Origin of the sequence: Bacillus paralicheniformis, from assembly GCF_002993925.1 — a bacterium.
Taxonomy (GTDB): domain Bacteria; phylum Bacillota; class Bacilli; order Bacillales; family Bacillaceae; genus Bacillus; species Bacillus paralicheniformis.
Window position 1 is genome coordinate 4,093,233 of the sequence record NZ_CP023665.1, and the last position, 24,322, is coordinate 4,117,554.

The 24,322-nt window shown below is 45.7% G+C and carries 26 protein-coding genes; 13 read left to right on the forward strand and 13 right to left on the reverse strand.

Annotated elements, in window-relative coordinates; translation table 11 throughout:
• Positions 1-62: 62 nt before the first annotated feature.
• Positions 63-239 (reverse strand): hypothetical protein, encoded by a 177-nt coding sequence (locus CP943_RS20925; RefSeq protein ID WP_095291354.1) that lies wholly within the window; start codon positions 237-239, stop codon positions 63-65.
• The gene (locus CP943_RS22765; RefSeq protein WP_023856975.1) at positions 236-406 is read right to left on the reverse strand and encodes a hypothetical protein; all 171 of its coding nucleotides are present in this window, start codon (positions 404-406) and stop codon (positions 236-238) included. Before CP943_RS22765 ends, CP943_RS20925 begins: the two co-directional genes overlap by 4 nt.
• A gap of 310 nt (positions 407-716) precedes the next feature.
• Between CP943_RS22765 and CP943_RS20930 the strand changes: the two genes are divergently transcribed.
• From CP943_RS20930 to CP943_RS20940, 3 genes are all read left to right on the forward strand, one after another.
• Positions 717-1,880 carry a two-component system sensor histidine kinase YdfH gene (locus CP943_RS20930; protein WP_035339288.1) on the forward strand — a complete coding sequence of 388 codons (1,164 nt, stop codon included), beginning with the start codon at positions 717-719 and terminating at the stop codon, positions 1,878-1,880.
• Positions 1,873-2,514 (forward strand): two-component system response regulator YdfI, encoded by a 642-nt coding sequence (gene ydfI / locus CP943_RS20935; RefSeq protein ID WP_105981289.1) that lies wholly within the window; start codon positions 1,873-1,875, stop codon positions 2,512-2,514. The genes CP943_RS20930 and ydfI overlap by 8 nt, the downstream gene beginning before the upstream one ends.
• Positions 2,515-2,628: 114 nt before the next feature.
• The gene (locus tag CP943_RS20940; RefSeq protein WP_105981290.1) at positions 2,629-4,803 is read left to right on the forward strand and encodes an MMPL family transporter; all 2,175 of its coding nucleotides are present in this window, start codon (positions 2,629-2,631) and stop codon (positions 4,801-4,803) included.
• Between the two features lie 163 nt (positions 4,804-4,966).
• On the opposite strand, the gene CP943_RS20945 is transcribed toward CP943_RS20940, so the two are convergent.
• The 6 genes from CP943_RS20945 to CP943_RS20970 form a co-directional block, all read right to left on the reverse strand.
• On the reverse strand, positions 4,967-5,707 hold the full coding sequence (locus CP943_RS20945) for a YwaF family protein (RefSeq protein WP_023856971.1): 741 nt from the start codon (positions 5,705-5,707) through the stop codon (positions 4,967-4,969).
• Positions 5,708-5,801: 94 nt separating this feature from the next.
• Positions 5,802-7,133 carry an MFS transporter gene (locus CP943_RS20950; RefSeq protein ID WP_105981291.1) on the reverse strand — a complete coding sequence of 444 codons (1,332 nt, stop codon included), beginning with the start codon at positions 7,131-7,133 and terminating at the stop codon, positions 5,802-5,804.
• A 61-nt stretch (positions 7,134-7,194) separates the two neighbouring features.
• Positions 7,195-8,343, reverse strand: coding sequence for a galactonate dehydratase (dgoD, locus tag CP943_RS20955; RefSeq protein WP_023856969.1), 1,149 nt, complete (start codon positions 8,341-8,343; stop codon positions 7,195-7,197).
• A gap of 15 nt (positions 8,344-8,358) precedes the next feature.
• Positions 8,359-8,985, reverse strand: a complete 627-nt coding sequence (locus CP943_RS20960; protein WP_023856968.1) for a bifunctional 4-hydroxy-2-oxoglutarate aldolase/2-dehydro-3-deoxy-phosphogluconate aldolase — start codon at positions 8,983-8,985, stop codon at positions 8,359-8,361.
• Positions 8,986-9,011: 26 nt separating this feature from the next.
• Positions 9,012-9,965, reverse strand: coding sequence for a sugar kinase (locus CP943_RS20965; RefSeq protein ID WP_026580292.1), 954 nt, complete (start codon positions 9,963-9,965; stop codon positions 9,012-9,014).
• Positions 9,966-9,983: 18 nt separating this feature from the next.
• Positions 9,984-10,742: an IclR family transcriptional regulator gene (locus CP943_RS20970; RefSeq protein ID WP_023856966.1), complete on the reverse strand. Its 759-nt coding sequence runs from the start codon at positions 10,740-10,742 to the stop codon at positions 9,984-9,986.
• 229 nt (positions 10,743-10,971) lie between these two features.
• On the opposite strand from CP943_RS20970, the gene CP943_RS20975 reads away from it, so the two are divergent.
• Entirely contained in the window at positions 10,972-12,321 is a 1,350-nt protein-coding gene (locus CP943_RS20975; RefSeq protein ID WP_026580293.1) for a M28 family peptidase, read from the forward strand.
• Positions 12,322-12,375: 54 nt separating this feature from the next.
• Here CP943_RS20975 and CP943_RS20980 read toward each other — a convergent pair whose 3' ends face one another.
• Together CP943_RS20980 and CP943_RS20985 are read right to left on the reverse strand one after the other, a co-directional pair.
• A complete protein-coding gene (locus CP943_RS20980; protein WP_023856964.1) occupies positions 12,376-13,737 on the reverse strand; it encodes an MFS transporter in 1,362 nt (453 codons plus the stop codon).
• On the reverse strand, positions 13,738-13,923 hold the full coding sequence (locus tag CP943_RS20985) for a hypothetical protein (protein ID WP_023856963.1): 186 nt from the start codon (positions 13,921-13,923) through the stop codon (positions 13,738-13,740).
• A gap of 133 nt (positions 13,924-14,056) precedes the next feature.
• Here CP943_RS20985 and CP943_RS22555 point away from each other — a divergent pair, with 133 nt between their 5' ends.
• Complete coding sequence (locus CP943_RS22555) at positions 14,057-14,254, forward strand: hypothetical protein (protein ID WP_165973178.1); 198 nt, start codon at positions 14,057-14,059, stop codon at positions 14,252-14,254.
• Positions 14,255-14,365: 111 nt separating this feature from the next.
• On the opposite strand, the gene CP943_RS20990 is transcribed toward CP943_RS22555, so the two are convergent.
• Positions 14,366-15,004 carry a GTP pyrophosphokinase YwaC gene (locus CP943_RS20990; RefSeq protein WP_031305127.1) on the reverse strand — a complete coding sequence of 213 codons (639 nt, stop codon included), beginning with the start codon at positions 15,002-15,004 and terminating at the stop codon, positions 14,366-14,368.
• A gap of 213 nt (positions 15,005-15,217) precedes the next feature.
• On the opposite strand from CP943_RS20990, the gene CP943_RS20995 reads away from it, so the two are divergent.
• The 8 genes from CP943_RS20995 (at position 15,218) to CP943_RS21030 (ending at position 22,552) form a co-directional block, all read left to right on the forward strand.
• Complete coding sequence (locus CP943_RS20995) at positions 15,218-15,301, forward strand: YjcZ family sporulation protein (protein WP_016885663.1); 84 nt, start codon at positions 15,218-15,220, stop codon at positions 15,299-15,301.
• A 244-nt stretch (positions 15,302-15,545) separates the two neighbouring features.
• Positions 15,546-15,695, forward strand: a complete 150-nt coding sequence (locus CP943_RS21000) for a teichoic acid D-Ala incorporation-associated protein DltX (protein WP_023856959.1) — start codon at positions 15,546-15,548, stop codon at positions 15,693-15,695.
• Positions 15,696-15,709: 14 nt separating this feature from the next.
• The gene (gene dltA, locus CP943_RS21005) at positions 15,710-17,218 is read left to right on the forward strand and encodes a D-alanine--poly(phosphoribitol) ligase subunit DltA (RefSeq protein WP_023856958.1); all 1,509 of its coding nucleotides are present in this window, start codon (positions 15,710-15,712) and stop codon (positions 17,216-17,218) included.
• Positions 17,215-18,372: a D-alanyl-lipoteichoic acid biosynthesis protein DltB gene (gene dltB, locus CP943_RS21010; RefSeq protein ID WP_026580295.1), complete on the forward strand. Its 1,158-nt coding sequence runs from the start codon at positions 17,215-17,217 to the stop codon at positions 18,370-18,372. Before dltA ends, dltB begins: the two co-directional genes overlap by 4 nt.
• Before the next feature lie 15 nt (positions 18,373-18,387).
• Complete coding sequence (gene dltC / locus CP943_RS21015; RefSeq protein WP_003186284.1) at positions 18,388-18,624, forward strand: D-alanine--poly(phosphoribitol) ligase subunit 2; 237 nt, start codon at positions 18,388-18,390, stop codon at positions 18,622-18,624.
• Positions 18,624-19,793 carry a D-alanyl-lipoteichoic acid biosynthesis protein DltD gene (gene dltD, locus CP943_RS21020; RefSeq protein WP_023856956.1) on the forward strand — a complete coding sequence of 390 codons (1,170 nt, stop codon included), beginning with the start codon at positions 18,624-18,626 and terminating at the stop codon, positions 19,791-19,793. The genes dltC and dltD overlap by 1 nt, the downstream gene beginning before the upstream one ends.
• A gap of 171 nt (positions 19,794-19,964) precedes the next feature.
• Entirely contained in the window at positions 19,965-21,056 is a 1,092-nt protein-coding gene (locus CP943_RS21025) for a branched-chain amino acid aminotransferase (protein WP_020453399.1), read from the forward strand.
• Positions 21,057-21,289: 233 nt separating this feature from the next.
• The gene (locus CP943_RS21030) at positions 21,290-22,552 is read left to right on the forward strand and encodes an MFS transporter (RefSeq protein WP_020453400.1); all 1,263 of its coding nucleotides are present in this window, start codon (positions 21,290-21,292) and stop codon (positions 22,550-22,552) included.
• A gap of 102 nt (positions 22,553-22,654) precedes the next feature.
• On the opposite strand, the gene licH is transcribed toward CP943_RS21030, so the two are convergent.
• On the reverse strand, positions 22,655-23,983 hold the full coding sequence (licH, locus tag CP943_RS21035) for a 6-phospho-beta-glucosidase LicH (RefSeq protein WP_020453401.1): 1,329 nt from the start codon (positions 23,981-23,983) through the stop codon (positions 22,655-22,657).
• Complete coding sequence (locus tag CP943_RS21040; RefSeq protein ID WP_105981292.1) at positions 23,983-24,312, reverse strand: PTS lactose/cellobiose transporter subunit IIA; 330 nt, start codon at positions 24,310-24,312, stop codon at positions 23,983-23,985. Before CP943_RS21040 ends, licH begins: the two co-directional genes overlap by 1 nt.
• Positions 24,313-24,322: the final 10 nt, after the last annotated feature.

Consider the following 24,322-nt stretch of genomic DNA (forward strand, 5'->3'; position numbering starts at 1 on the left):
CCGTCGATAGGCTGAAAAAAAAGGATCATGCAAGATCCTCTGATTGTATGGAGTCTATTTCACTATCTTTTGGCAAAAAGCTTCTTTGAATAAAAGTAAGGGTAGCCAATAATGATGATTGGAGCTGCTAATGTAAGGAGCATCCATGAGCCTGAGTGAATGTCTCTAATGACTCCAATAAATATACAAGTACCGATGAGAAAATATAATAAAGCACCTAAAAACCAATACATATTCATTCCCCTTTTTCTTTACACATGTTCTTGGATTGACTATTTTTGTTTCTATGTTTGTCTGTTTTTTCGTTCGTATTGCTTAATCGATCAGGGCACTGATTTTTTGACACTTTCTCAGTTCTGATTCCTTTTCTTTTTAATGATAAAATTGTGAGATCAATCGATTTCAATGTTGATCATTCCTTTAATAAATAGTGAGTTCCTCATGATTTTAAATGTAAATTTGAAAAGATAAAACGTACATAAAGGCAGAACGCTTATGTACGTTTGGGCAATGATCATATGTTTGGGAACATCTAATGGTTCACTGCACCTCGGTATTGTTGTGTTCTTTCTCTTCCTATAAAATGATTGGATAAATGTATGTTCACTTTCAATAAATTTCATGAATCTCTGTTCGGTTAAACTGTTAAAGGAAGTGGATGAGGTTTGAATCCTTTTAAAGAAAAGCATTACTCACATGATAGACGGGCATTAAATATGCTTGCGCTCAGAGTGCCGGGCCTGGCTTTTATTCTCATGATCTATGTAGCCTCTGTCGTGCTGCAATTTATTATTGGGAGCTGGTCCATTTTATTGCTTAACGTGTTTACAGTATTGACCGCCATTTTTGCTTTGCTGCATTGGCATTCATATCGCTGGGTTAAGAAAAGGGTCATTCTATATTTTGTGCTGCAAGGTTTGATCACTTTTACACTGGCTAATATCATGACTGGCTTCTTAGTGCTGGTCATCATCGGCCTTTATGCATTTTTGATGGGACAGATTGCAGGAATAGCAGACAGAAGAAGGACTTTCCTCATACTGTATTTACTGCTTCTGCTGTCAATCAATGCAACACATCAGATTCACAAAGGTGATTATTTGCATTTTCTTGTCATTGCCGTACCTATTATGATCGTGATTATTACTTATGCCGCTACATTATTTGCCCAAGTCGATGAAAAGATAAAAGCTCAGCTGACTCTTGAACGGCTGGAGCTGGCTCATCAGCAGGTCGAACAGCTGACGCTGCAAAACGAAAGGCAGCGTATGGCCCGGGACTTACACGATACGCTTGCTCAAGGGCTGGTCAGTTTAAATATGCAGCTCGATGCTATTCATGTTCATCTCGCCAAAGGCAACACAGAGAGAGCAATAGAAATCATTCAACAATCAATGAAAAGAGTGAGAGGTACATTGGCCGACGCGCGTTCAGCGATTGACGATCTGCGCAGCAAATCAGAGGAAATCGGTTTTCTAAAAGAAAGAATTACCTCACTAATGGATCATTTTCAAGAGTCGACAGGCATGGGTGGTTTTTTAGACTATCGATTACATCAGATATTAGACGTTCGTACAGCTGAAAACTGTTATTACATCATTGGAGAATGCATAACGAATGCAGCAAAGCACGCTGAAGCAGAAACGATATCGGTATCCATTTGGGATGATGATAAGGGGAGGCTCCATTTAACTGTCAAGGACAATGGCAAAGGATTTGATGTTGAAAAGAGCAAGAAAAAGAGAGGACATTACGGGCTTCTCGGCATAGAAGAACGCGTCAGAGCCATGAAAGGCCAATTTAATATAAAGAGTACAAAATCAAAAGGAACACAAATTGAGATCACAGTACCAATTCAGGGAGAGATGCAAGATGAATAAGGTTTTAATCGTTGATGACCATCTTGTCGTGAGGGAAGGTCTGAAGCTTTTAATTGAAACGAATGATCATTACACCATCATAGGAGAGGCCGAAAATGGCAAAGCGGCAGTCCGTCTTGCAGATGAATTAAAACCGGATATCATTCTCATGGATTTGTATATGCCGGAGATGAGCGGGTTAGAAGCCATTAAACAAATAAAAGAAAAACATGACATCCCTATCATTATTTTGACTACTTATAATGAAGATCACTTAATGATCGAAGGAATTGAATTAGGGGCGAAAGGATATCTATTGAAGGTTACGAGTTCAGAAACCCTTTTTCATACAATGGATGCAGCAATAAGAGGAAACGTGCTGTTGCAGCCTGAAATCTTAAAACGTCTGCAAGAAATCCAATTGGAGCGGATGAAAAAACAGAGCAGTGATACGCAGCTGACAGAAAAGGAAGTCATTGTTCTAAAAGCAATTGCTAAAGGTCTTAAAAGCAAAGCGATCGCCTTTGATTTGGGCGTCTCTGAGAGAACAGTAAAGTCCAGGTTAACGTCCATTTACAATAAATTAGGCGCGAATTCAAGAACTGAAGCCGTAACGATTGCCATGCAAAGAGGCATTCTGACATTAGACAAATAACATCAAATTTGAAATTTGCCCAAACGTACATACCCGAATGTACGTTTTTTTTATTTCATTGTCCACTACAATGAGGAGGAATATGATCAAGCAATGTGTTGAAAGGAGATTATCATGTCAAAAATGTTATATAAATTAGGAGGATGGGTTGCTCGCCATCGCATAAAAGTTATATGCGCGTGGATCGTTGTGTTAGTTGCTTCGATAAGCCTTGCAACCACATTAAAACCAAATTTTTCTGAGGATATGTCCATACCTGACACACCTTCGGAAAAAGCGATGGATGTCATTCAAAAAGAATATCCTCACGGCCCTGATAAAGGGAGCATACGGGTGATTTTCGGTGCTGAAGATGGAGAGAAACTTACTGCAGAGTCAGCCAAAAAAGCAATAGAAAATACGTTAAAGGAAATCGATAAAGATGGTTCTGTTGACTCGATTGCAAGTCCTTTTGTGACAGGAACAATCGCGAAAGACGGCACAGTTGCCTATGCTGATATCAAGTATAAATCATCAGCAGATGATATAAAGGATTACTCTATCAAACACTTAAAAGACAGTTTGAAAATCGCTGATGATGAGGGATTGCAAACTGAGCTAAGCGGAGATGTACCGGGAGCCGAGATGGAGATAGGCGGTGTCTCTGAAATTGTCGGCATTGTCTTGGCCTTTGTCGTTTTGGCCATTACATTCGGCTCTTTATTAATAGCAGGCTTACCGATTTTAACTGCACTGATTGGATTAGGTGTTAGTATTGGACTTGTTTTGATTGGAACACAAGTTTTCGATATTGCTTCCGTCAGTCTTTCATTAGCCGGAATGATTGGCCTTGCTGTTGGGATTGATTATGCTTTATTTATTTTTACGAAGCACCGTCAGTTTCTAGGCGAAGGCATACAAAAGAATGAATCTATTGCCAGAGCTACCGGAACAGCTGGGAGTGCAGTCGTTTTTGCCGGACTTACTGTTATTGTCGCACTTTGCGGATTGACGGTTGTTAACATTCCTTTTATGTCTGCAATGGGGCTGACAGCAGGGCTTAGTGTATTGTTAGCTGTTCTCGCCTCAATCACGCTTGTTCCTGCCGTCTTATCGATAGCGGGGAAACGGATGGTTCCGAAATCAAACAAGAAAAAAGATAAACAAAGCGCTGAAACAAATGTCTGGGGACGCTTTGTCACAAAAAACCCTATCATGCTAAGTGTATGCAGCATTCTGATTTTGCTCGTCATTAGTATTCCATCTGTGCATTTGGAACTGGGTTTGCCTGATGCAGGGATGAAAGCGAAGGATAATCCGGAACGCCGGGCATATGACTTGCTTGCCGACGGTTTTGGAGAAGGATTTAATGGTCAATTAACAATCGTAGCGGATGCTACAAGTGTGACAGAAAATAAGGTGGAAGCCTTCACAGATGCAGTGAAAGAAATAAAGGAACTAGACCATGTAGCGAGTGTCACTCCTGCAATGCCTAATAAAGAAGGGAACTTTGCTATCATTACGGTCGTTCCTGAAACAGGTCCAAATGATGTGGCAACGAAGGATTTGGTAAAGGAAGTACGCAGCTTATCAGATAAAAACGGGGTAGATTTGCTCGTTACTGGATCGACTGCCGTGAATATTGATATTTCAGATCGCCTGAATGATGCGATACCGGTGTTTGCTGTGCTCATTGTTGGTTTTGCGTTTGTATTGCTGACAATCGTATTCCGTTCGCTGCTTGTGCCTCTTGTTGCTGTTGCTGGTTTCGTATTGACAATGACTGCCACTCTTGGGATCTGTGTATTTGTTTTACAAGACGGGAATCTCATCGACTTTTTCAAAATACCAGAAAAAGGGCCGATACTCGCGTTCTTGCCGATTTTATCTATTGGAATTCTGTTTGGATTAGCCATGGATTATCAAGTATTCCTTGTCAGCAGAATGCGTGAAGAATATGTGAAAACAAAGAATCCAGTACAAGCCATTCAAGCCGGATTAAAACACAGCGGTCCTGTTGTCACCGCAGCCGGCCTGATCATGATCTTCGTTTTTGCAGGATTTATCTTTGCTGGAGAAGCTTCTATTAAAGCCAACGGGTTGGCTCTTTCCTTTGGTGTGCTCTTTGATGCCTTTATTGTACGAATGACACTGATTCCAAGTGTCATGAAACTGATGGGGAATGCAGCCTGGTACTTGCCAAAATGGCTGGACAAGATTATTCCGAATGTGGACATAGAAGGGCATCAACTCACGAAGGAAATACAGCCAGAAATAGATTATGAACAAAAGAAACAAATCAGTATGTAATAGAAAGCAGATCTTTTACGAGATCTGCTTTTTTCTTCATATTCCTGATCACGGTGTGAATGATTAGTTAAAAAGGAGACACTCATGGCGCAATCACTCATTTTGATTTTTTAAATTCTCTTGGCCAATGGAATACGGCCGAACCTATTCAGAAATACAGGAATCATGCAAGATCCTTTTTTTCTTTCACCTTCCTGGCGATCCAAAACGGCAGATAGAGAAGATAGAAGAAGACGATCGTGACCGCTTCCGCTGATAAAAGATACCATGGCCACGGCCCGAGCACGTCTAACAGCGAAGCTCCGCCGCCCGGCTTTTTCATCATGTACATATAGTTCGACTTCAGCAAACGGTTGATTAAAAAGATGAATGCCCCATAAATATTGACGAGAAGAAACGTGACCCAGAGAGAGCGCACGGTCGGCTTATACTTCTCGGCTGCAATCATCAGAAGGCAGGCCAGTACGACGATTCCGTGGGAAATGAAAAATTCAAAAAAGCGGAAATGAGGAAAGCCGTACCTTCCCAAGTCAGGCGTCAGAATCGCTTGCAAAGCGCTCCCCAAACCGGCAAAATAAAGAAATTTAAACAAGGTGAGGTTTTTCGTTAATAACAGAATGATGACAAGATAAACCGAAAGGTCGCTGAGGTGAAGCGGCAAACAATAACGCGGCGTCCAGGAATTTACATAGATAAACCAGGAGTGGTAGCTGATTTCAGAAATCAATAAAACCGCCACAAACGCATAGCGAAGCATCCGGTTCCACCGCGGTTTTTGCAGCGTCTTGCGAAAGACGAACAAACAAACACCGAGCGCTGCAAGCACCAGCAAAGTCAGTATATGAGATGTTGAAAAAAATTGAAACGAGCCGAGCTGATAATCTTTTTGAAAATATGTTTTCATCTTAAGCACCTGTCATCAAAATATTTTAACGTTATTTTGTGACAAACCATGATCTATTATTCAAAAAGGCCGCCGAATGTCCGGCAGCCGGGTGTCACATAGAAATAGAATCGTTTTCTTTTATATTATCATTGACCTGAATCCGTTCAACCTTTCCGACAAGAAAGATGTAGGAAAGGGCTCCCAGAAGGGCAAGGGTGCCGATAAAGACGAGGGCGGGCGCAAAGCTTCCCCCGTTTGCGAGAAAGCCGATGACAATCGGAACGATAACGGAAGCGAGGCTGCCGACAAAATTAAATACTCCGCCGGTCAGTCCGATCAAATGCTTAGGCGCTAAAGACGATACCAGCACCCATGTAATGGAGGCCAGACCGTTTCCAAAAAAGGCAAGCGTCATAAATAAAATGATCAGTGATGTCTGATCGACATAATTGGCACCGATAATGGAAATAGACAGGATCAATCCGGTAATAATCGGTGTTTTGCGGGCAACCCCGGCCGATACGCCCCTTTTGATCAGAAAGTCGGACAGGAAGCCGGACAACAGAACACCGATGAACGCCGCAAGAAACGGAAGCGAGGCGAGAAAACCGGATTGGAGAAAATCAAGGCCTCTATATTTTACAAGGTATGTCGGAAACCATGTCAGAAAAAACCATAAAGTCGAATTAACGGCGAACTGTCCAATATATATACCCCACAGCTTGCGATGAGCGGTCACTTGTTTGAAATGCTTCCAATTAAATGCCGATTTTTCCTTTTCGGAAGTCCGGCCGCGGCGGACGATCCCCCCGCCTTTTTCTATATGATCAAGTTCAGCCTTATTTACCTTTGGATGACGGTCGGGATCACGGTAAAAAATATACCAGATAAGGCCCCAGATGATGCCGATCACCCCAGTTACGATGAACAGGCCGCGCCAGCCGACGACATGCTGGATGGCGCTGAGCGCCGGCGTTAAAAACGCAAGGCCGGCAAATTGCCCCGACGTATAAAACGCAATGGCTGAAGCCCTTTCCTGTTCAGGGAACCATGAAGTCACCACCCGGTTATTGGTCGGAAAAGCCGGCGCTTCAAACGCCCCCGTCGCAAGACGCAACCCGAATAGAGAACCGAAGCCGCGGACAAACCCCTGAAGCAATGTTGCGAGCGACCAAGTAACCAAGGTAAAACCGTAGACAAGCCTCGGGCCAAACCGATCGACAAGCCCGCCTCCCGGTATTTGCAGGGCGCAGTATGCCCAGCCGAAAGCGGAAAAAATCAAACCCAGTTGAACGGCAGACAAGTTTAAATCGTCTCCAATTGCAGAAGCTGCGACTGAGATATTGCTTCGATCCATATAATTGATCACGACACATACAAAAATAAACAGCAGTACCCGCACTCTAACCTTTGTCGGCTTCTCTTTTACAGCAGCTTGTTTCATGACAGGCCCTCTCCTTTTATTTGTTTGTAATGACGGACATCTTTTGAAAACGGTATCATTTTTACCATTCAGCTATGCTTCCGTCCTTGTGCCGCCATACCGGATTGCGCCAGTTATGCCCGATATCAGCCATTTTCCGGACATGATCTTCATTGATGTCCACCCCAAGGCCCGGGCCATCCGGAATCCGGACATAGCCGTCTTCATAGAAAAACACCTTTTGATCCACGATATAATCAAGCAAATCCGTGCCTTTGTTGTAATGGATTCCTAAGCTTTGTTCCTGTATAAATGCATTGTGGCACGTTGCATCAACCTGAAGGCAGGCCGCCAGAGCGATCGGGCCCAGCGGACAGTGAGGAGCGGCGGCGACATCAAATGCTTCCGCCATCGACAGGATCTTTTTGCATTCGGTAATTCCGCCGGCGTGTGACAAGTCAGGCTGAATAATATCGACATAGCCGTCAGTCAGCAGATCTTTAAACTGCCACTTTGAAAACATTCGTTCTCCGGTCGCAATCGGAATTGAGACGAGGCTGGCGATATCGCGGAGCGCCTCGTTGTTTTCCGGCAGAACAGGCTCTTCTATAAACATCGGGCGAAACGGTTCAAGCTCTTTTGCCAAAATCTTCGCCATCGGCTTGTGCACCCTGCCGTGAAAGTCGATGCCGATTCCAATGTACGGGCCGACAGCTTCTCTGACGGCTGATATTCTTTCAATCACCTGATCGATTTTTTCATGTGAATCAATGTATTGCAGCTCTTCCGTGCCGTTCATTTTGACGGCTGTAAAGCCTTGGTCAACCACCTCCTTGGCAGCGAGGCCGACGTCTTGAGGCCTGTCTCCGCCAATCCAGGAATAGACCTTGATCGATTCCCTGCTCTTCCCTCCGAGCAGCTGATGCACGGGCGCATTGTAAAACTTGCCCTTAATGTCCCAAAGCGCTTGATCGATTCCTGCAATCGCGCTCATCAGAATGGGTCCGCCCCGATAAAATCCGCCTCTGTACATGACATTCCAGTGGTCTTCAATGTTCATCGGGTCTTTGCCGATTAAATATTCCATTAACTCGCCGACAGCCGCCTTAACTGTCGCCGCCTTTCCCTCGATTACCGGCTCTCCCCACCCTGTAATGCCTTCATCCGTTTCGATTTTTAAGAAAAGCCAGCGCGGTGGAATTTGGAAACACTCGAATCCCGTTATTTTCATCTCTGATCTCCCCTTTTACTGTTTTGCTGCTTCAACAAATTGCTTTGCTTTTTTGGACAGCTCTTCTAAAAACGCGTCATTCACATCTTGATGAGCCCTCACAAGTGAACCGCCGATTCCAGCACCGACCGCACCGGCCTGTAAAAACTCGTGAAGGTTTTCCAACCCTACCCCTCCCGTCGGAAGCAGCGGAATATGCGGAAGCGGTCCGTGGATATCTTTGATATAGCCAGGCCCCATCGTTCCGGGAAATACTTTGATGATGTCTCCACCGCTTTCATACGCCGTCAATATTTCCGTCGGGGTAAAGGCGCCCGGAATGCTGATCGCTCCATATCGCTTTGTCAGCTTGATCGTCTCTTCATGAACAGTTGGCGACAGGATAAACCGCGCGCCGGCTAAAAGCGCCGCTCTCGCAGATTCGGGATCAAGAACGGTTCCCGCTCCGATAAGCATTTCGTCTCCAACATCTTCTGAAACCGCTTCAATCGCTTTGATCGCTTGAGGGGAATTAAGCGTAATTTCCACAAGCCTGATGCCGCCCGCTTTTAAGGCGCCGGCAATGCTCACTGCCTCCTCCGGATTGTATCCGCGGATGATCGCAATCACTTTTTGTTCTTTGATTTGTGACAATACATGCATTTCTGCCACCCTTTCTTTACGGTTTTTTATCGGCTGACATCTTCTTCATCAGATTGTTCCATAAACGCAAACAGTGAATCGCTGTCAGGCAGCCCTTCAATATCACCGTTTACCGCAGCTACCATGGCGCCGACGGCACAGCCGCGTTTGACAGCTTCAGAAAGCGGAATATGATCAATCAAACCCGATAATACACCGGCTGCAAAGCCGTCTCCGGCACCCACGGGGTCCGCTGCAGTCTGAATCTGATAGCCTTCCGCATAGCCGTTTTCATTCCCGCTGGAATAATAGGCGCCTTTTGCACCAAGCTTGACGATGGCGGTTTCAGCCCCGTGCCCGCGGATGGCTTCCGCTATTTTTTTCTCATCAGCGGTGCCGAACAAAAAACGCCCTTCGCTCAAGCCGGGAAGCACGATATCAGACTGTTTGATCAAATCAAACATCGTCTGCCGCGCCCGCTCTCCGTCCCAGAGCTTTTTTCGAAAATTCGGATCAAATACAACGCATTTATTGTGCTTTTTGGCGAGCTCCACTGCATAAAACACTGCATCTGAAGCGCTTTCACTTAAAGCCGGGGTAATTCCCGTAATGTATAAAAACCCCGCTTTCTCAATGTATGGCTCATCAATATCGCTTTTTTTCAAAAAACTCGCCGCTGAAAGCGTCCTGTAATAGAAGACATTGACTTTGGCCGCGCTTTTCCTTTCTTTAAAAAACAAACCGGTCGGCGCCGTGTCATCGAGCTTCACTTGGCTGACATCGACTCCTTCTCCTCTGACAGCAGAAAGAATCATCGCCCCGAACTCGTCTTTTCCAAGCCGGGTAATCCAGCCGGCTTTTTTCCCGAGCTTCGAAAGCCCGATCAGCGTGTTGGTTTCTGCGCCCGCTATTCTCACCTGATAGTTTCTTGCGTATCTGAGAGGGCCGTCTTCATTCGGAGTGAACAGCGCCATTGTCTCTCCTATGCTAATAACATCCATCAGAACTTTCCCCCTTTGCTAAAGCGGCTTTTTAAATCCGCCAATGCTTTCTGTAATTTTTCCGGCTGTGTGAAGCAGCTGCTCAACGATAAGCGCCTTTCTTGCGAGCATGCGCTCCTTTGGCCCGGCGGTGCTGATCGCCGCATTCATTACGCCATCCGGACCATAGACAGGAGCCGCCAGACAAAACAAACCTTCTTCATTTTCTTCATTGTCAACGGCATATCCCTGTTCCAAAAATGTCTGCAGCTGCTTTTCCAGCTCATCTCTGGCGGTGATGGTATGCCCGGTAAACCGGATAAATTCCATGCGGTCGAGCAGCCCTTCCCTTTTGTCCTCCGGCATGAATGCCAAAAATGCCTTGCCAAGCCCGGTGCAATATAGCGGCTTGCGCGAACCGGGCTGTGCGGTTGTTCTGATTGACCTGTTGTTATCGATTTTTGCGATGTAGACGAGCTGATCATCGGATAGAACGGCCATAAACACCGTCTCTTGAACGCCGTCCATCAGCTGTTTTAAAAACGGAACACCTTGCGACGAAATGTCGATCGACTCCATGGCAGCGGTTCCAACTTGGATCAGTTTTGCCCCCAGCCTGTAACGCTTGATAGCATCCTGCTGAAGGTATCCTTCATCCAAAAGTGTAGCGGCCAAATTGAATGTACTGCTCTGCGGCAGCGACAATTCTTTGCTGATCTCCTTTACGGTTAATCCATCCGGATGATTTGACAGCAATTCAAATATACGTACAACACGTACCGCGGATTTTACTGACATGACACCCTCCAACATTCACATATGTGATTCAAAATCAGGATCCTGATAATTCGGACGTATTCTAAACAGAAAGAATGCTCACGTCAACCATCCTATTAAACAAAAAAACTTTTTTATCAAACTTCAAATTACTGGTCTATCGAATCATTTATCAGATGCATGCAGGATTCACCCACTCAGCTGCGAATATCTCTTCTCAGGAAAACAAGACCATCAAGGAGGTTTATGTATGAAGAGAAAAATGATGATGATCGGATTGGCGCTATCCGTAATAGCAGGCGGCGTGTTCGCCGATGGAACGGGAAATGCTGTTCAAGCGGCGCCTCAGGAAACAGCCATCGCAAAAGATGTCGAAAAATTCAGCAAAAAATTCAACGAAAATCGCGCCTATCAAACGATTTACCATTTAAGCGAAACAATCGGACCGCGTGTGACAGGCACGGCGGAAGAAAAAAAGAGCGCCGCTTTCATCGCCTCACAGATGAAAAAATCAAATCTGAAAGTGACCACACAAACCTTCAGCATACCTGATCGGCTGGAAGGAACGCTTACCGTTCAGGGAAATAACGTGCCTTCGCGGCCTGCCGCCGGTTCCGCCCCGACAGCAGCAGAAGGCCTGGCAGCTCCTCTCTATGATGCCGGCCTCGGCCTGCCCGGCGACTTCACCGAGGAAGCGAGAGGCAAAATCGCCGTCATTTTAAGAGGCGAGCTGACATTCTATGAAAAAGCAAAAAACGCTGCTGACGCAGGCGCAAGCGGAGTGATCATTTATAATAACGTCGACGGCCTCGTCCCTCTGACTCCGAATCTCAGCGGTAATAAAGTCGATGTTCCGGTAGTCGGCGTCAAAAAGGAAGACGGAGAAAAGCTGCTTTCTGAACAAGAAGCGATCTTGAAGCTGAAGGCTCATAAAAATCAAACATCGCAAAACGTGATCGGCGTCCGCAAAGCAAAAGGTGTCAAAAATCCGGACATCGTGTATGTGACTTCGCATTATGACAGCGTCCCTTATGCTCCCGGAGCCAATGACAATGCCTCCGGCACTTCAGTCGTCCTTGAACTGGCCCGGATCATGAAGACGGTTCCAGCCGACAAAGAAATTCGCTTTATTACATTCGGTGCCGAAGAAATCGGTCTCCTCGGATCGCGCCATTATGTCAGCACCTTGTCAGAGCGGGAAGTCAAACAGAGCGTTGCCAACTTTAACTTAGATATGGTGGCGACAAGCTGGGAAAATGCTTCACAGCTGTACATCAATACACCCGACGGTTCGGCAAACCTCGTCTGGGAGCTAAGTAAAGCCGCTTCTTTAAGCCTTGGGAAAGACGTATTATTTTTACATCAAGGCGGATCATCCGACCATGTCCCATTCCATGAAGCCGGCATCGACTCGGCCAACTTCATTTGGAGAGAGCCGGGAACAGGTGCATTGGAGCCTTGGTACCACACCCCTTACGACACGATTGAACACATCAGCAAAGACAGGCTGAAAACAGCCGGTCAAATCTCGGGAACAGCCGTGTATAACCTGAGCAAAAAAGAAAACAGAAAACCGTCTTACAGCTCAGTCGCCCAATAATATTAAAAAGGAGCAGATCGAATTGATCTGCTCTTTTTTTTATACCGCTTCTTTTCAATCCTTCATCAGCTTAATAAACCGGAAGCTCATCAAAACGCTGCCGATGGCAACCACAATCATGACCACCCCCAGATCCTGAAAATGACCCGCGGTTATTTCTTCTCCAAACAACAGACCCAGAATGACGGACGAAAAGATCGAGCCAAGATAGCGGCATGTTTGGAAGAGCCCCGAAGTGGTCCCGACGATGTCCGGCGGACTTGCCGTAAACATGGCAGCCTGCAGGGCGACATTGCCGAGTCCGTAGCTGACCCCCAGCAAAGAGAGGATAATGCCTTTCCACAACATCGGTGCATCGACAAAAAACAATGTAAGCAGGATGGCGCCGGCCGCCATTATGCAAGAACCAATGAAAACAGGCTGCGTTTCACCTGAACGGTCAATCCATCTCCCGACGAAAGGTGAAATCAATACGCTCGTCCCGGACATGAACAGCATCAAAAGACCGCTCGCTTGAACGGAAAGGTGCATTTCATCCTGAAAATAACTCGGAAGTCCAAAAAACAAACAGTAGTTAAAGATGTTCAGCATAATAAATTGAGCATAGACCGAAGTTAGCGTCCTGCGCGCGATCAACAGTCTGATATCAATAAACGGGCTGCTCACTCTCAGCTCCCACCAAACAAACATCAAAAGCAAGACAAGCCCGAACATCCCCTCGGCAAAACGGGGCTCGCCCGTGCTCAATGAGAGCAGGAATGCCAGCAGGAGAACGATTCCGCCCGCAAACAGAAGAATCCCGGTCAGATCAAGCCGCTTGATGACGGCGCGGACATTTAAGCCGGCTTTTTTCTCATCTTTCGGAAACATGTACATCCCCAGCAAAAAGCTGAACAAAATAAATGGAAAGTTCACAAGGAAAATGGCGGGCCATCCCCCGAGAACGATTAAAAATCCCCCCACAGTCGGTCCAAAAGCGGTCATAGCCGAAGAAAAAATGGACAGCACACTTAGTGCTGACGCCCGCTTTTCATGAATGTGGCTTCTGATCAGGCCCACTCCCGAAGGATAAATGGCGCCGCTCCCAATCGATTGAAACAAACGCATGATCAGCAAGACGGAAAAAGCCGGTGCGAGAGGAGCGCCGATTGCCGATACGGCAACGAGAACAAGCCCTGACAAAAACATCTTTTTCCGACCGATTAAATCGCCGATTTTTCCCGTGACAGGCTGCGCGACCGCACTGGCTAAATAAAAAGATGAAATCAGCCACGATACGGTTGCAAATGAAAGATGAAACTCATGCTGGATGCTGTGCAGCGCCAAAGAAATCATTGAAGAATTGAGCGGATTCAGCATCGTCCCTGATGCAACGGCTGTTAAAAACAGGGCGCGGTTCTTTTTCAATCCGGCCATTTACTTAGGGTAAAGCAGCCTTTCGCCAGCTCCGTCCGCTTTACCTTCCGCACCCGCATCACGGTCGAAAGCATTGCCGACGGTCCCGTATAAAGCAGCATCAAGCCGTTGCGACTCCCGGTTCATCATCGCTGCCGCTCCGTTTTGCAAACCGCATTCCGCAAGTTTTTCAATATCCGATTTCATTTTTAGACCTCCTCGTGCTCTTATCATTTTCTTGTTTTCTTTTTTCGATTCATGACAGTCATAACCTTTGATACAAAGGAGCGTTCTTCCTCTTTTCTTTTAGTTGAAAAACATATTTGACGAAGCTGGCATAGTGAAAAGTTCACAAAAGAAGAGCGCGAAGGCATCGCCGGGCCATGATTTCCAAAACAAAAAGCGGAAAGAAGTCGAGCGTCTTGCCGGAGATCAGGTGAAAGTGTGGATGAAGAGCGCGCTCGGCAAACTGCAGGGTGAATACCGGACGGACGTCTTGAAATTCTGGAATCGAAAAAGCGGAAGGGAAATGGGATGAGATTTTCACCGAATCCGATATTACATATGAGGTTGATATTCAAGGATTGACAACTTCGGGTCAAGCGGCAAAAAAAAATAGCAGCCGGGCTAAAAAATGCCCGGCTGCTTTTTATTGATCCGCTTTTGTTCGAATATGAAGCATCTTTTCATCCAGATAGTTCGCGATGTCAGCCGCTTCTTTCAGCTCATCCGTGAGCTGGTTCGGCACTTCATTGTTCAATTTGTAGTAGATTTTATGTTCGAGGCTCGCCCAGAAATCCATCGCGATCGTCCTGATTTGAATCTCCACCTTGGCGTGCTCGACGCGGTTGGTCAAGTAAACAGGCACTTCTACAATCAGATGGAGGCTCCTGTATCCGTTCGGCTTCGGATTTTTAATGTAGTCTTTCATGTTTAAAATCTTGATGTCTTCGTGTTCCTTCAGCACTTCAACCATATTGTAAATATCGGATAAAAACGAGCAGACGATTCTGAGACCTGCGATATCATTGATGTGCTCCTTAGCGGCCTTTGTGGTAATATCGCAGCCCTTCCGCACAAGCTTGTTGATCAGGCTTTCAAAGCTTTTTACCCTTGATTTCGTATGCTCAATCGGGTTATGGCCATGGATTAAATTATATTCCTGGCTGATAATCGAAAATTTCGTATCCATTTGATCCAAGGCAAATTTATAGACAAGGAGTTCGTTCTTCCAGTCCTCCATCAGGTTTCTTAAATCTTCTATCTGGGCTTCAGGCAGTCCTATCATCTTATCTATCGCCATATCCATTATATTTTTCTCCTTATGACATCATATCGTTTTTTCAGTTAGTAGACGGGCACATCCACGGTAAAGTTTCGACTTAAATCGCAAGATCAAAAAGTGGTCTGGTTGATCATTTTCCACTTTTATAAATTTATTTCCCTTTCAAAAGTCATAAAACATTCATATTCTGTATTACCACTTTTCGGAGGTGAGAATATGTCATACTCTAATAGCTTCGCTTTGATCGTTGTATTATTTATTTTGCTGATCATTGTGGGTTCCGCTTTTGTAAAGTATTAATTCCTTCACGCACTTCCGACAAACTGCAGGTTCATATCGAAAAGCGCTCCGCTTTTCATATGAGCCTGTTTTTTTTGTGATTTAAAAAGAAGTTATTTCCACAATAACAAAAAATGTTTATAATAGGATAGGCTCTGAGCTGACAACGCTCAGAAATAAAACTCTCCCACAAATGAAACTTTTATACAACATTTTCGTCTTATACTGTTGTTAAGGCAATTCAATAACGGAAAGGAAAAGATCAATGTTAAATAAGCTAAAAATGTTGTATGAAAAAACAACAATGAAGTGGCTGCTCAACACTTCCTATTACTTTCTTATTCTCGTACTGCTGTTTTTAATTTACGGATTCCACACAGCAAATACAGGTTCATATATTTATAATGACTTTTAATGGAGAAAAAAACAATGAAACTGATAGAAACTATTAAAAAATACGCGCAAACACAACCCGATACCCTTGCTTTTGTGAATGAAGAAGAAAAGCTGACATACGGAGAGCTTTGGTCACAATCTGAGCGCCTTGCCGCGCGGATTCAAAGCGAAGCATTAACAGAGGCTTCTCCGATCATTGTCTACGGACATATGAAACCGGTCATGGCGGTTTCTTTCCTGGCTTGCGTGAAAGCCGGCCATCCGTACATTCCAGTTGACGTATCGATTCCGGCAGACCGGATTCTGAAAATCATCAACAGCTCAAAAGCCGAGCTTATACTCAATAACTCAGGCACTTCGGTTGACACGGGAGATGCCCTCATTTCCGTTGTGGAACCGGGCGTTCTTGAAGGAGACGGGGTGCCGGAGACAGATCCCGGACGCTGGGTTCACGGTGAAGATACCTTTTACATTATCTACACATCCGGAAGCACGGGAAATCCAAAAGGCGTGCAAATCTCAGCCGCTAATCTTCAGAGCTTCACAGATTGGATCACGAATGACTTTCCGGTGGAAAGCGGCCAAGTGTTCTTAAATCAAGCCCCGTTTTCCTTTGATTTATCGGTGATGGACCTTTATCCGTGCCTGCAGTCCGGAGGCACATTATGGACGGTTACGAAAGATATGATTAACCGGCCGAAACTGTTGTTTGAAGCGCTGAAACAATCCAACGTCAACGTCTGGACATCAACGCCTTCATTCGCACAAATGTGCTTGATGGATCCGTCTTATTCTGAAGAGCTGCTTCCTGAACTGAGCTTGTTTATGTTCTGCGGAGAAACGCTTCCCGCGTCAGTCGCCAGACAACTTAAAGAGAGATTTCCGAAGGCTCGTGTTTTTAACACATACGGCCCGACCGAAGCGACTGTTGCCGTCACTTCCATCGAAGTAACAGACGACGTATTAAACAAGTATTCTTCTCTTCCCGTCGGTTCTGAAAAGCCGGAAACCGAGATCGTGATCATCGATGAAGACGGAAAAGCCGTCCAAGAAGGGGAAAAAGGCGAGATCATTATTACCGGAGCCAGCGTCAGCAAAGGCTATTTAGGCGAAAAAGCGCTGACGGAAAAAGCGTTTTTCTCTTACAACGGCGCCCCTGCTTATCGCACCGGTGACGCAGGGTACAAAGAAAACGGCCAGCTGTTCTTCCTCGGAAGACTCGATTTCCAAATCAAACTGCATGGCTACCGGATTGAGCTTGAAGAGATCGAATACCAAATCAATCAGTCCCGATACGTGCAGTCGGCGGTCGTTATTCCATACTACCGCGAGGAGAAAATCGAGTATCTGATCGCCATGATCGTGCCTGCCGAACACGATTTCGAAAAGGAATACCAGTTAACCAGCGCGATTAAGAAAGATTTGGGCAGCAAGCTGCCTGCATATATGATTCCGAGAAAATTCATGTATCAAAAAGAGATTCCGATGACAGCAAACGGTAAAATTGACCGCAAGAGATTAAAAGAAGAGGTAACCGTATGACACCCTATGGTTCATTTCTTTTCTTCATCATATTAGGAATTTTACTGGCGCCGACCATCATTCTCGGACTGAACGGAAAAAGCTTCCGCTTATATAACATGGCTGTTTCCGTTCTGATTCTGGCGCTTATTTTTTCAAACAGCCTGCACGGGCTGATCATGCTGTGCCTGTTTACGCTTTGGCAGATGGTTCTGATCAAAGGCTATATCGCTTACCGTCTCAAAGCGAACAGCGGCATCGTATTTTGTCTCGCTGCAGCAGCTTCTATCCTGCCTCTGGCACTGTCAAAGCTGCTGCCGTTTTTCGCCGTTGACAACTGGGCAACATTTCTCGGTATCTCGTATTTAACTTTTAAAGGGGTTCAGCTCATCATTGAAACCCGCGACGGTCTCATTAAAAAGCAGCTCCCAATCAGCAGACTGCTTTACTTTATTCTCTTTTTCCCGACCATCTCGTCAGGTCCGATCGACAGGTACCGCCGTTTTGAAAAAGACGATCAGACGGTATGGACGAAGGAGCAATACGAAGAACTGCTTTACAAAGGAATCAATAAAATCTTTCTCGGCTTTTTATATAAATTCATTATCGGCTATTGTATTAATACGTATGTCATTATGAAACTGCCGTTTTTGACTTCCGGCAGCATCTCGCATGGCTTGGCATACATGTATGCGTACAGCCTTTATCTGTTTTTTGATTTTGCCGGCTACACTGCTTTTGCGGTCGGCGTCAGCTATATCATGGGAATCAAATCCCCTGAAAACTTTAATAAGCCGTTCATCAGCCGCAATATTAAAGATTTCTGGAACCGCTGGCATATGTCGCTTTCATTCTGGTTCAGAGACTACGTGTTCATGCGCTTTGTCCTTTGGATGACGAAGAAAAAATGGATCACAAACCGGATGGCTGTTTCCAATATCGGATATGTGCTGCTGTTCCTTCTGATGGGTGTCTGGCACGGCCTTGCCCCTCAGTACATCGTCTACGGGCTGTATCACGCGCTGCTCATGGTCGGCTTTAACTTCTTTGAAAAATGGAATAAGAAATACAAGTGGTGGCCGAACAATAAGTGGACGACAGCCGTCTCAGTCGTGGTGACCTTCCACTTCGTATGTTTTGGATTTTTAATTTTCTCAGGGAAACTAATACACTAAAAGGAGATTTTCATAATGGATTTTAATCAAGAAGTACTTTCAGTTTTAGCAGAGGTATGTCAGGACGATATCGTAAAGGAAAATCCGGATATTGATATTTTTGAAGAGGGAATCCTCGATTCCTTCGGCACGGTGGAATTGCTGCTTGCATTCGAAAGCCACTTTAACATCACAGTGCCGATTACAGAGTTTGACCGGGATGCATGGAACACGCCAAATCAAATCATAAAGCAGCTGAATGAGTTGAGATAATGAAAAAGCGTTTTTTATTCGGGCCAATCATCTTGGCATTTTTACTTTTTTTCACCGCGATCTTGATTCCAAATGCATGGCTGGCAAAACTGGTTCCTAAAGATCGTGTCGAAACTTCAGCTACAGAAATAAACCCGATGATGTTCCAGGGTATGTATCTTCAAGGCAAAGCGCTTGAAGATCCGAAATATCTGCCGATTTACGGATCATCGGAATTGTCCCGGTTAGATGCCTTTCATCCGTCTAACTATTTTAAAGTAAACAACCAAGGGTTCACGCCTTACCTGGTCGGGAAAGGCGGTTCACAGTCCTTGATTCATGCAATCAACTTTGCGGCGCAGTCTGGTCAATTAAAGGGCAAGAAAATCGTTTTCATTATTTCTCCGCAGTGGTTTCAAAAAGACGGCTCGGACGAATCCCACTTTGCGCCGAACTTCTCGGCTTTGCAGGCATACGATCTTGTGTTCAATCAAAATGTCGATCCCGAGCTGAAGAAAAAAATGATCAAACGCATGCTTAAATTTCATGCAGTTACAAACGACGCTCTGCTTTCAGCCCTTTTTAAAGCCGAGCTCGATCAGGACAAAGTGGCGCTGTCCCTTCTGACGCCGCCGGCAAAAGCTTACCGGAGCATTCTGGAGAAAAAGGACATCTACTATTCCATGGTTGAAGGAAACGGACCGAAGCGGACCATTTCCCAGGATGTAAAAAACAAATCGTGGGATGAATTAAAGCAGATGGCCGAAAAGGTCGGCGCCAAAGAATCCCGCAACAATGAGTTTAAAATTTCAAACGGCGTTTATAAGAAATTGAAGCCGAAGCTGAAAAAGCTTAAAGGCCACAATAAAAAGATGAACTATGCCGAGTCAGTCGAGTTCCACGATTTTCATCTCATGATGGATGTTCTGAAAGAATCCGGCGCAGAACCGCTGTTCATCTCGGTTCCGGTCCACGGCAAGTTTTACGACTATACCGGCTTCCCTAAAAAAGGCCGGACAGATTTCTATAAAAAGATTAAAAAAGAAATCGAACAAGAAGGCTTTCAAGTTGCTGATTTAACGAATCATGAATATGATCCATACTTCTTGAAAGATACGCTCCACCTTGGCTGGAAAGGCTGGGTTTACGTCGATCAGGAGATCGAATCCTTTTATAAAAAGTCATCATAAAAAAGGATTCCCCCATGGGGAGTCCTTTTTTTGTCCGATTTAAATTTTTAAAGTTTCCAAAAATTCTATTTTACAAATTTCTCTGAAATCTATTGCGATTATCAAGAGAAGGTTTAAAATAGAAGATAAATATTTTTTGGAAAAAGACTAGAAACGGCAGGGAGAATGAATATGACAAAACAAACGATCAGCGTACAGCTCAGTACAGCAAAAAAGCAAAAGCCAGAGGCTGACCGGCTCGAATTCGGCCGGACCTTTACCGACCACATGTTTATCATGGACTATACGGCTGAAAACGGCTGGCACGATCCGAGAATCGTTCCTTATCAGCCGATTGAAATGGACCCGGCTGCAATGGTTTACCACTACGGGCAGTCCGTTTTTGAAGGGTTAAAAGCTTACTTATCAAGCGAAGGCAGCGTTCTTCTGTTCAGACCTGAAAAAAACGTCGAGAGGCTCAATAAATCCAACGACCGCCTCTGCATTCCGCGGGTTGACCCTGACACCGTTCTGGAAGGGCTGAAGCAGCTGGTTCAGATCGACAAAGAGTGGATTCCTCAAGCTGAGGGGACATCCCTTTATATCCGTCCGTTCATTATTTCAACGGAACCGTACCTCGGCGTCGCCCCGTCCAATATGTATAAAATGCTGATCATTTTATCGCCGGTCGGATCTTATTACAAAGAAGGCATCCACCCTGTGAAAATTGCCGTTGAAAGCGAATTTGTCCGTGCTGTGGCAGGCGGTACAGGCAATGCGAAAACGGCCGGCAACTACGCGGCGAGCCTGAAGGCTCAGGAAGTGGCGGAAAGCAAAGGCTTCTCGCAAGTACTTTGGCTTGACGGAGTAGAAAAGAAATACATTGAAGAAGTAGGCAGCATGAACATCTTCTTCAAAATCAGCGGTGAAATTGTCACTCCGGCTCTAAACGGAAGTATTTTGGAAGGCATTACGAGAAATTCCGTCATTCATCTATTAAAACAATGGGGACTTTCCGTAACCGAAAGGAAAATTTCAGTTGATGAACTGGTTCAGGCTCACAAAGACGGTCTGCTTGAAGAAGCGTTCGGCACCGGAACCGCCGCTGTCATTTCCCCGGTCGGCGAGCTGATCTGGAAAAACGAAAGCCTTGTGATCAACAGCGGACAAACAGGCGAAATCGCCAAAAGGCTCTACCAAACGATCACCGGTATTCAAAAAGGCGCTTTGCCTGACACATTCGGCTGGACAGTTGAAGTTGATAAAGTCAGCCAATCCTGCTAAGCGGTTTAAGCTCTCTTTTGCAAAAAAGAGGGCTTGCACCCTTATCGCGAAATGTACCGGCGGCAGGCTCTGTTTCCACACCGCTCGCCCCTCTTTTTCATTCCGCCTAGTCAATACCCCGCACAAAACGATTCCATTTTATATATTTTATGTTAAAATTATCAATAACCACACCGGAAAGGAGAGATTATCCGTTCTCATGTAACATGCAAATCAAGAAAGGACGCTGAACAATGGATCAAACAAAATTGAGCGTCTGGGAAAAGAATTACACGTTCCTTTTCATCTCCAGGCTAATCAAAATCTCGGCTGACTGTTTTGCCTTCAACTCTATTTTATGGTTCTTAATTTTTGACGGAAAAGGTGCAATCGGCACCTCCCTGCTTCTTGCCGTCACTTTCCTCCCCGAAGCCTTTTTGGCGCCGGTTACAGGGCCTTTAGTCAAAAGAAGCGCCCTGAAATTCTGGATGTATTTTTCGGATTTAACAAGAGCAGCCGTCGTCATTACAATACCGATTTGCTACTTAAACGGCTTTTCACCGATGTGGTTTGTTTTAGGGCTCATGATCATCCATTCGGCAACTGGTGCGACTTATAACCCGGCGTCGATTACGCTGATTCCGCAGATCGTGAACGAAAATCTCATCCAAAAAGCCAACGCGATTCTCCAGTCTTCTTCAGAAATCATCAGGCTGGGAGCCGTTACATTGTGCGGTGTGCTGCTGACTTTTATCGGTCCTGCAACGACTTTGGTCTTTTCATTTATCTTTTATATCATATCGGGCCTATTCGTGCTTTGCATCAAATACACCATCATCCGGAATCAATCACAATCTAAGTCTCTTGCTCAAAGAGGTACATATTTTGCGAGATTAAAAAGAGGATTTACATTGGTGAAAAACCACAAAATATTATATCCGCTGGCGATTTACTGCATCTTCATGAACCTGGCGGCTTCACCCTGGGAAGCCCTTTCTGCGGTATATGTTGCAGAGGATTTAAACGGAACGCCGTTCATCCACTCGCTGCTGAAGGCTACGACGGCAGGAGGAGCATTTTTACTTGGTTTTATCCTTGCAAAAGTAAAAATCAACAGGTACGGACTCCTTTTCATCACGGCAGGCATTCTTGAAGGTGCGGCTTATTTTATCGCTGGACTGAATACTTTCCTGCCGCTCGTATTTCTCGCAGCCTTTGCATTCGGAGCAGCCATCAGTTCGATCAATGTCCCCGAATTCACGATTATCCAGACATCTGTCGAAGGGGATGACCAGCCTCAAGTGTTCGCAGTCATCCATATGATCACAAATCTATCGCTTCCTTTAGGAGCAATTGCCTGCGGATATGCCGCAAAAACGCTTGGCGCGGGAAGCGTGATCGCAATCGGCGGCTTCATCGAAATCATTGCGGGCATCGGCATCCTCATATTCACTCAGCTTGCCAAAGCCCGGCAGTCAGATCTGGTCAAAGAAAAAGAAGCAAGCGCAAATATGTAGGCATGAATGGGACGGCCGCTGTTTCGCCGGGCCATTCGGACCCGGCGGCGCCTATATCTATTAAAAGGTTCCGGCTGACACACCGGAACCTCAATTTTATTCCTATGCTTCTACAGATCTAAAAAACTGCGGAAGATGCTCTTTATGCGCTTCAAGCATTTCGTCCAGTATTTGTTTCGCAATCTTGTCGGACGGAACGAGCGGGTTGATTGTCATGGCGACAAGCGCGGTGTTGTAATCACCTGTAACAGCCGCTTCAGCCGCAACGCGTTCGAATGATTTGATTTGCTGGACAAGGCCCCTCACGGTGACAGGCAAATCTCCGACCGCGATCGGTTTCGGCCCGTTTTTCGTCATGACACAGTTGACTTCCACTGCGGAGTCATCCGGAATGCTTGCGATCGCTCCGTTATTCATCGTGTTGACAGGCTGAATATCGTGCTTGTCATTATAAATCGAGCTGATCAAATTGCAGGCGGCATCACTGTAATATGCGCCGCCGCGCTTTTCAAGCTGGGGCGGTTTGATCGCCAGCTCCGGATCTTTATACAGCTCAAACAATTCCTTTTCAACTTGCTGAACGACCTCTGCACGCGTCCCTTCCGTTTTTGAAGCCTCCAGTTCATGTTCAAGCATCTCCTGCGTTTTGTAGTAGTAGCGGTGGTAGCCGCACGGAATCAGGCCGAGCCCCCGGATAAAGTCAGGTTCCCACGATTCTCCGGAAATGTTTTTCATCGTCATCGCATTTTCGGGATCTGCCATCGCTTCGATCACTTTGTCTTTGACGCTGACGCCGTCCAGGAAAACGTCGAGTCCGAACACCATATGATTTAATCCGGCAAATTGAATGTTTATGCGGCTTTCATCAACATCAAGCGCTTTTGCAACCCCCATCTTCATGCCGATCGGCACATTGCAGAGCCCGACGACTTTTTTCAAATTAGAGTAGCGGAGCAGTGCTTCAGTCACCATGCCTGCCGGGTTGGTAAAGTTGACAAGCCACGCGTCAGGGCACAGTTCTTCGATGTCTTTTGCAATCTCAAGGATGACCGGAATGGTGCGGAGCCCCTTGAAAAGACCGCCCGGTCCATTTGTTTCCTGTCCGATCACCCCGTATTTTAATGGAATTCGTTCATCTTTTGCCCTCGCTTCGAGCAAACCGACGCGGAATTGCGTCGTGACAAAATCAGCGTCTTTTAAAGCCTCCCTGCGGTCGAGCGTCAGATGGACTTCGATCGGGACGCCCGCTTTTTCGACCATTCGCTTCGCCAGCGTGCCGACGATATTGAGTTTTTCTTCCCCTTCCGGTATATCGACGAGCCAGAGCTCGCTGACCGGAAGTTGGTCATGCCGTTTGATTAATCCCTCGACAAGCTCGGGCGTATAACTAGAACCTCCGCCAATTGTTACGATTTTCAATCCTTTTTTCATCAATTGACACCTCCGTGGACATTCATTTTTTCATACAGCTCGACAATCTCCGCGGCCAAATCTTTCATGGTCATCGCATTCATTAAATGATCTTGGGCATGAATCATGAGAAGTGAGGGTTCGGTTTTCGCCCCCTTCGCTTCATTTTGAATCAAAGCTGTCTGAAAATGATGCGCCTTGATCAGTTCTTTGTCAGCCGCCCGGATCTTTTCTTTTGCAGCGGCGAAATCTCCCTTTTTGGCTTCGGCTATCGCTTCCATGCAAAAGCTCCTGCCGTTTCCTCCGTGAAGGATAATTTGAAATATCGTTCGTTCCAATTCCTCGGACATCTTGGCACCC

Coding starts and splice junctions, on each gene's coding strand:
- CP943_RS20985 (WP_023856963.1), bottom strand. CDS start 13,923: ATGAAATCGGATATTGAAAAACTTGCGGAATGCGGTTTGCAAAACGGA.
- licH (WP_020453401.1), bottom strand. CDS start 23,983: ATGAAAAAAGGATTGAAAATCGTAACAATTGGCGGAGGTTCTAGTTAT.
- CP943_RS21025 (WP_020453399.1), top strand. CDS start 19,965: ATGACAAAACAAACGATCAGCGTACAGCTCAGTACAGCAAAAAAGCAA.
- CP943_RS21000 (WP_023856959.1), top strand. CDS start 15,546: ATGTTAAATAAGCTAAAAATGTTGTATGAAAAAACAACAATGAAGTGG.
- dltD (WP_023856956.1), top strand. CDS start 18,624: ATGAAAAAGCGTTTTTTATTCGGGCCAATCATCTTGGCATTTTTACTT.
- CP943_RS20970 (WP_023856966.1), bottom strand. CDS start 10,742: ATGTCAGTAAAATCCGCGGTACGTGTTGTACGTATATTTGAATTGCTG.
- ydfI (WP_105981289.1), top strand. CDS start 1,873: ATGAATAAGGTTTTAATCGTTGATGACCATCTTGTCGTGAGGGAAGGT.
- dltA (WP_023856958.1), top strand. CDS start 15,710: ATGAAACTGATAGAAACTATTAAAAAATACGCGCAAACACAACCCGAT.
- CP943_RS20930 (WP_035339288.1), top strand. CDS start 717: ATGCTTGCGCTCAGAGTGCCGGGCCTGGCTTTTATTCTCATGATCTAT.
- dgoD (WP_023856969.1), bottom strand. CDS start 8,343: ATGAAAATAACGGGATTCGAGTGTTTCCAAATTCCACCGCGCTGGCTT.
- CP943_RS20945 (WP_023856971.1), bottom strand. CDS start 5,707: ATGAAAACATATTTTCAAAAAGATTATCAGCTCGGCTCGTTTCAATTT.
- CP943_RS20975 (WP_026580293.1), top strand. CDS start 10,972: ATGAAGAGAAAAATGATGATGATCGGATTGGCGCTATCCGTAATAGCA.
- CP943_RS20925 (WP_095291354.1), bottom strand. CDS start 239: ATGAATATGTATTGGTTTTTAGGTGCTTTATTATATTTTCTCATCGGT.
- dltB (WP_026580295.1), top strand. CDS start 17,215: ATGACACCCTATGGTTCATTTCTTTTCTTCATCATATTAGGAATTTTA.
- CP943_RS20950 (WP_105981291.1), bottom strand. CDS start 7,133: ATGAAACAAGCTGCTGTAAAAGAGAAGCCGACAAAGGTTAGAGTGCGG.
- CP943_RS20940 (WP_105981290.1), top strand. CDS start 2,629: ATGTCAAAAATGTTATATAAATTAGGAGGATGGGTTGCTCGCCATCGC.
- CP943_RS20990 (WP_031305127.1), bottom strand. CDS start 15,004: ATGATAGGACTGCCTGAAGCCCAGATAGAAGATTTAAGAAACCTGATG.
- CP943_RS20995 (WP_016885663.1), top strand. CDS start 15,218: ATGTCATACTCTAATAGCTTCGCTTTGATCGTTGTATTATTTATTTTG.
- CP943_RS20980 (WP_023856964.1), bottom strand. CDS start 13,737: ATGGCCGGATTGAAAAAGAACCGCGCCCTGTTTTTAACAGCCGTTGCA.
- dltC (WP_003186284.1), top strand. CDS start 18,388: ATGGATTTTAATCAAGAAGTACTTTCAGTTTTAGCAGAGGTATGTCAG.
- CP943_RS21030 (WP_020453400.1), top strand. CDS start 21,290: ATGGATCAAACAAAATTGAGCGTCTGGGAAAAGAATTACACGTTCCTT.
- CP943_RS20960 (WP_023856968.1), bottom strand. CDS start 8,985: ATGCATGTATTGTCACAAATCAAAGAACAAAAAGTGATTGCGATCATC.
- CP943_RS20965 (WP_026580292.1), bottom strand. CDS start 9,965: ATGGATGTTATTAGCATAGGAGAGACAATGGCGCTGTTCACTCCGAAT.
- CP943_RS21040 (WP_105981292.1), bottom strand. CDS start 24,312: ATGTCCGAGGAATTGGAACGAACGATATTTCAAATTATCCTTCACGGA.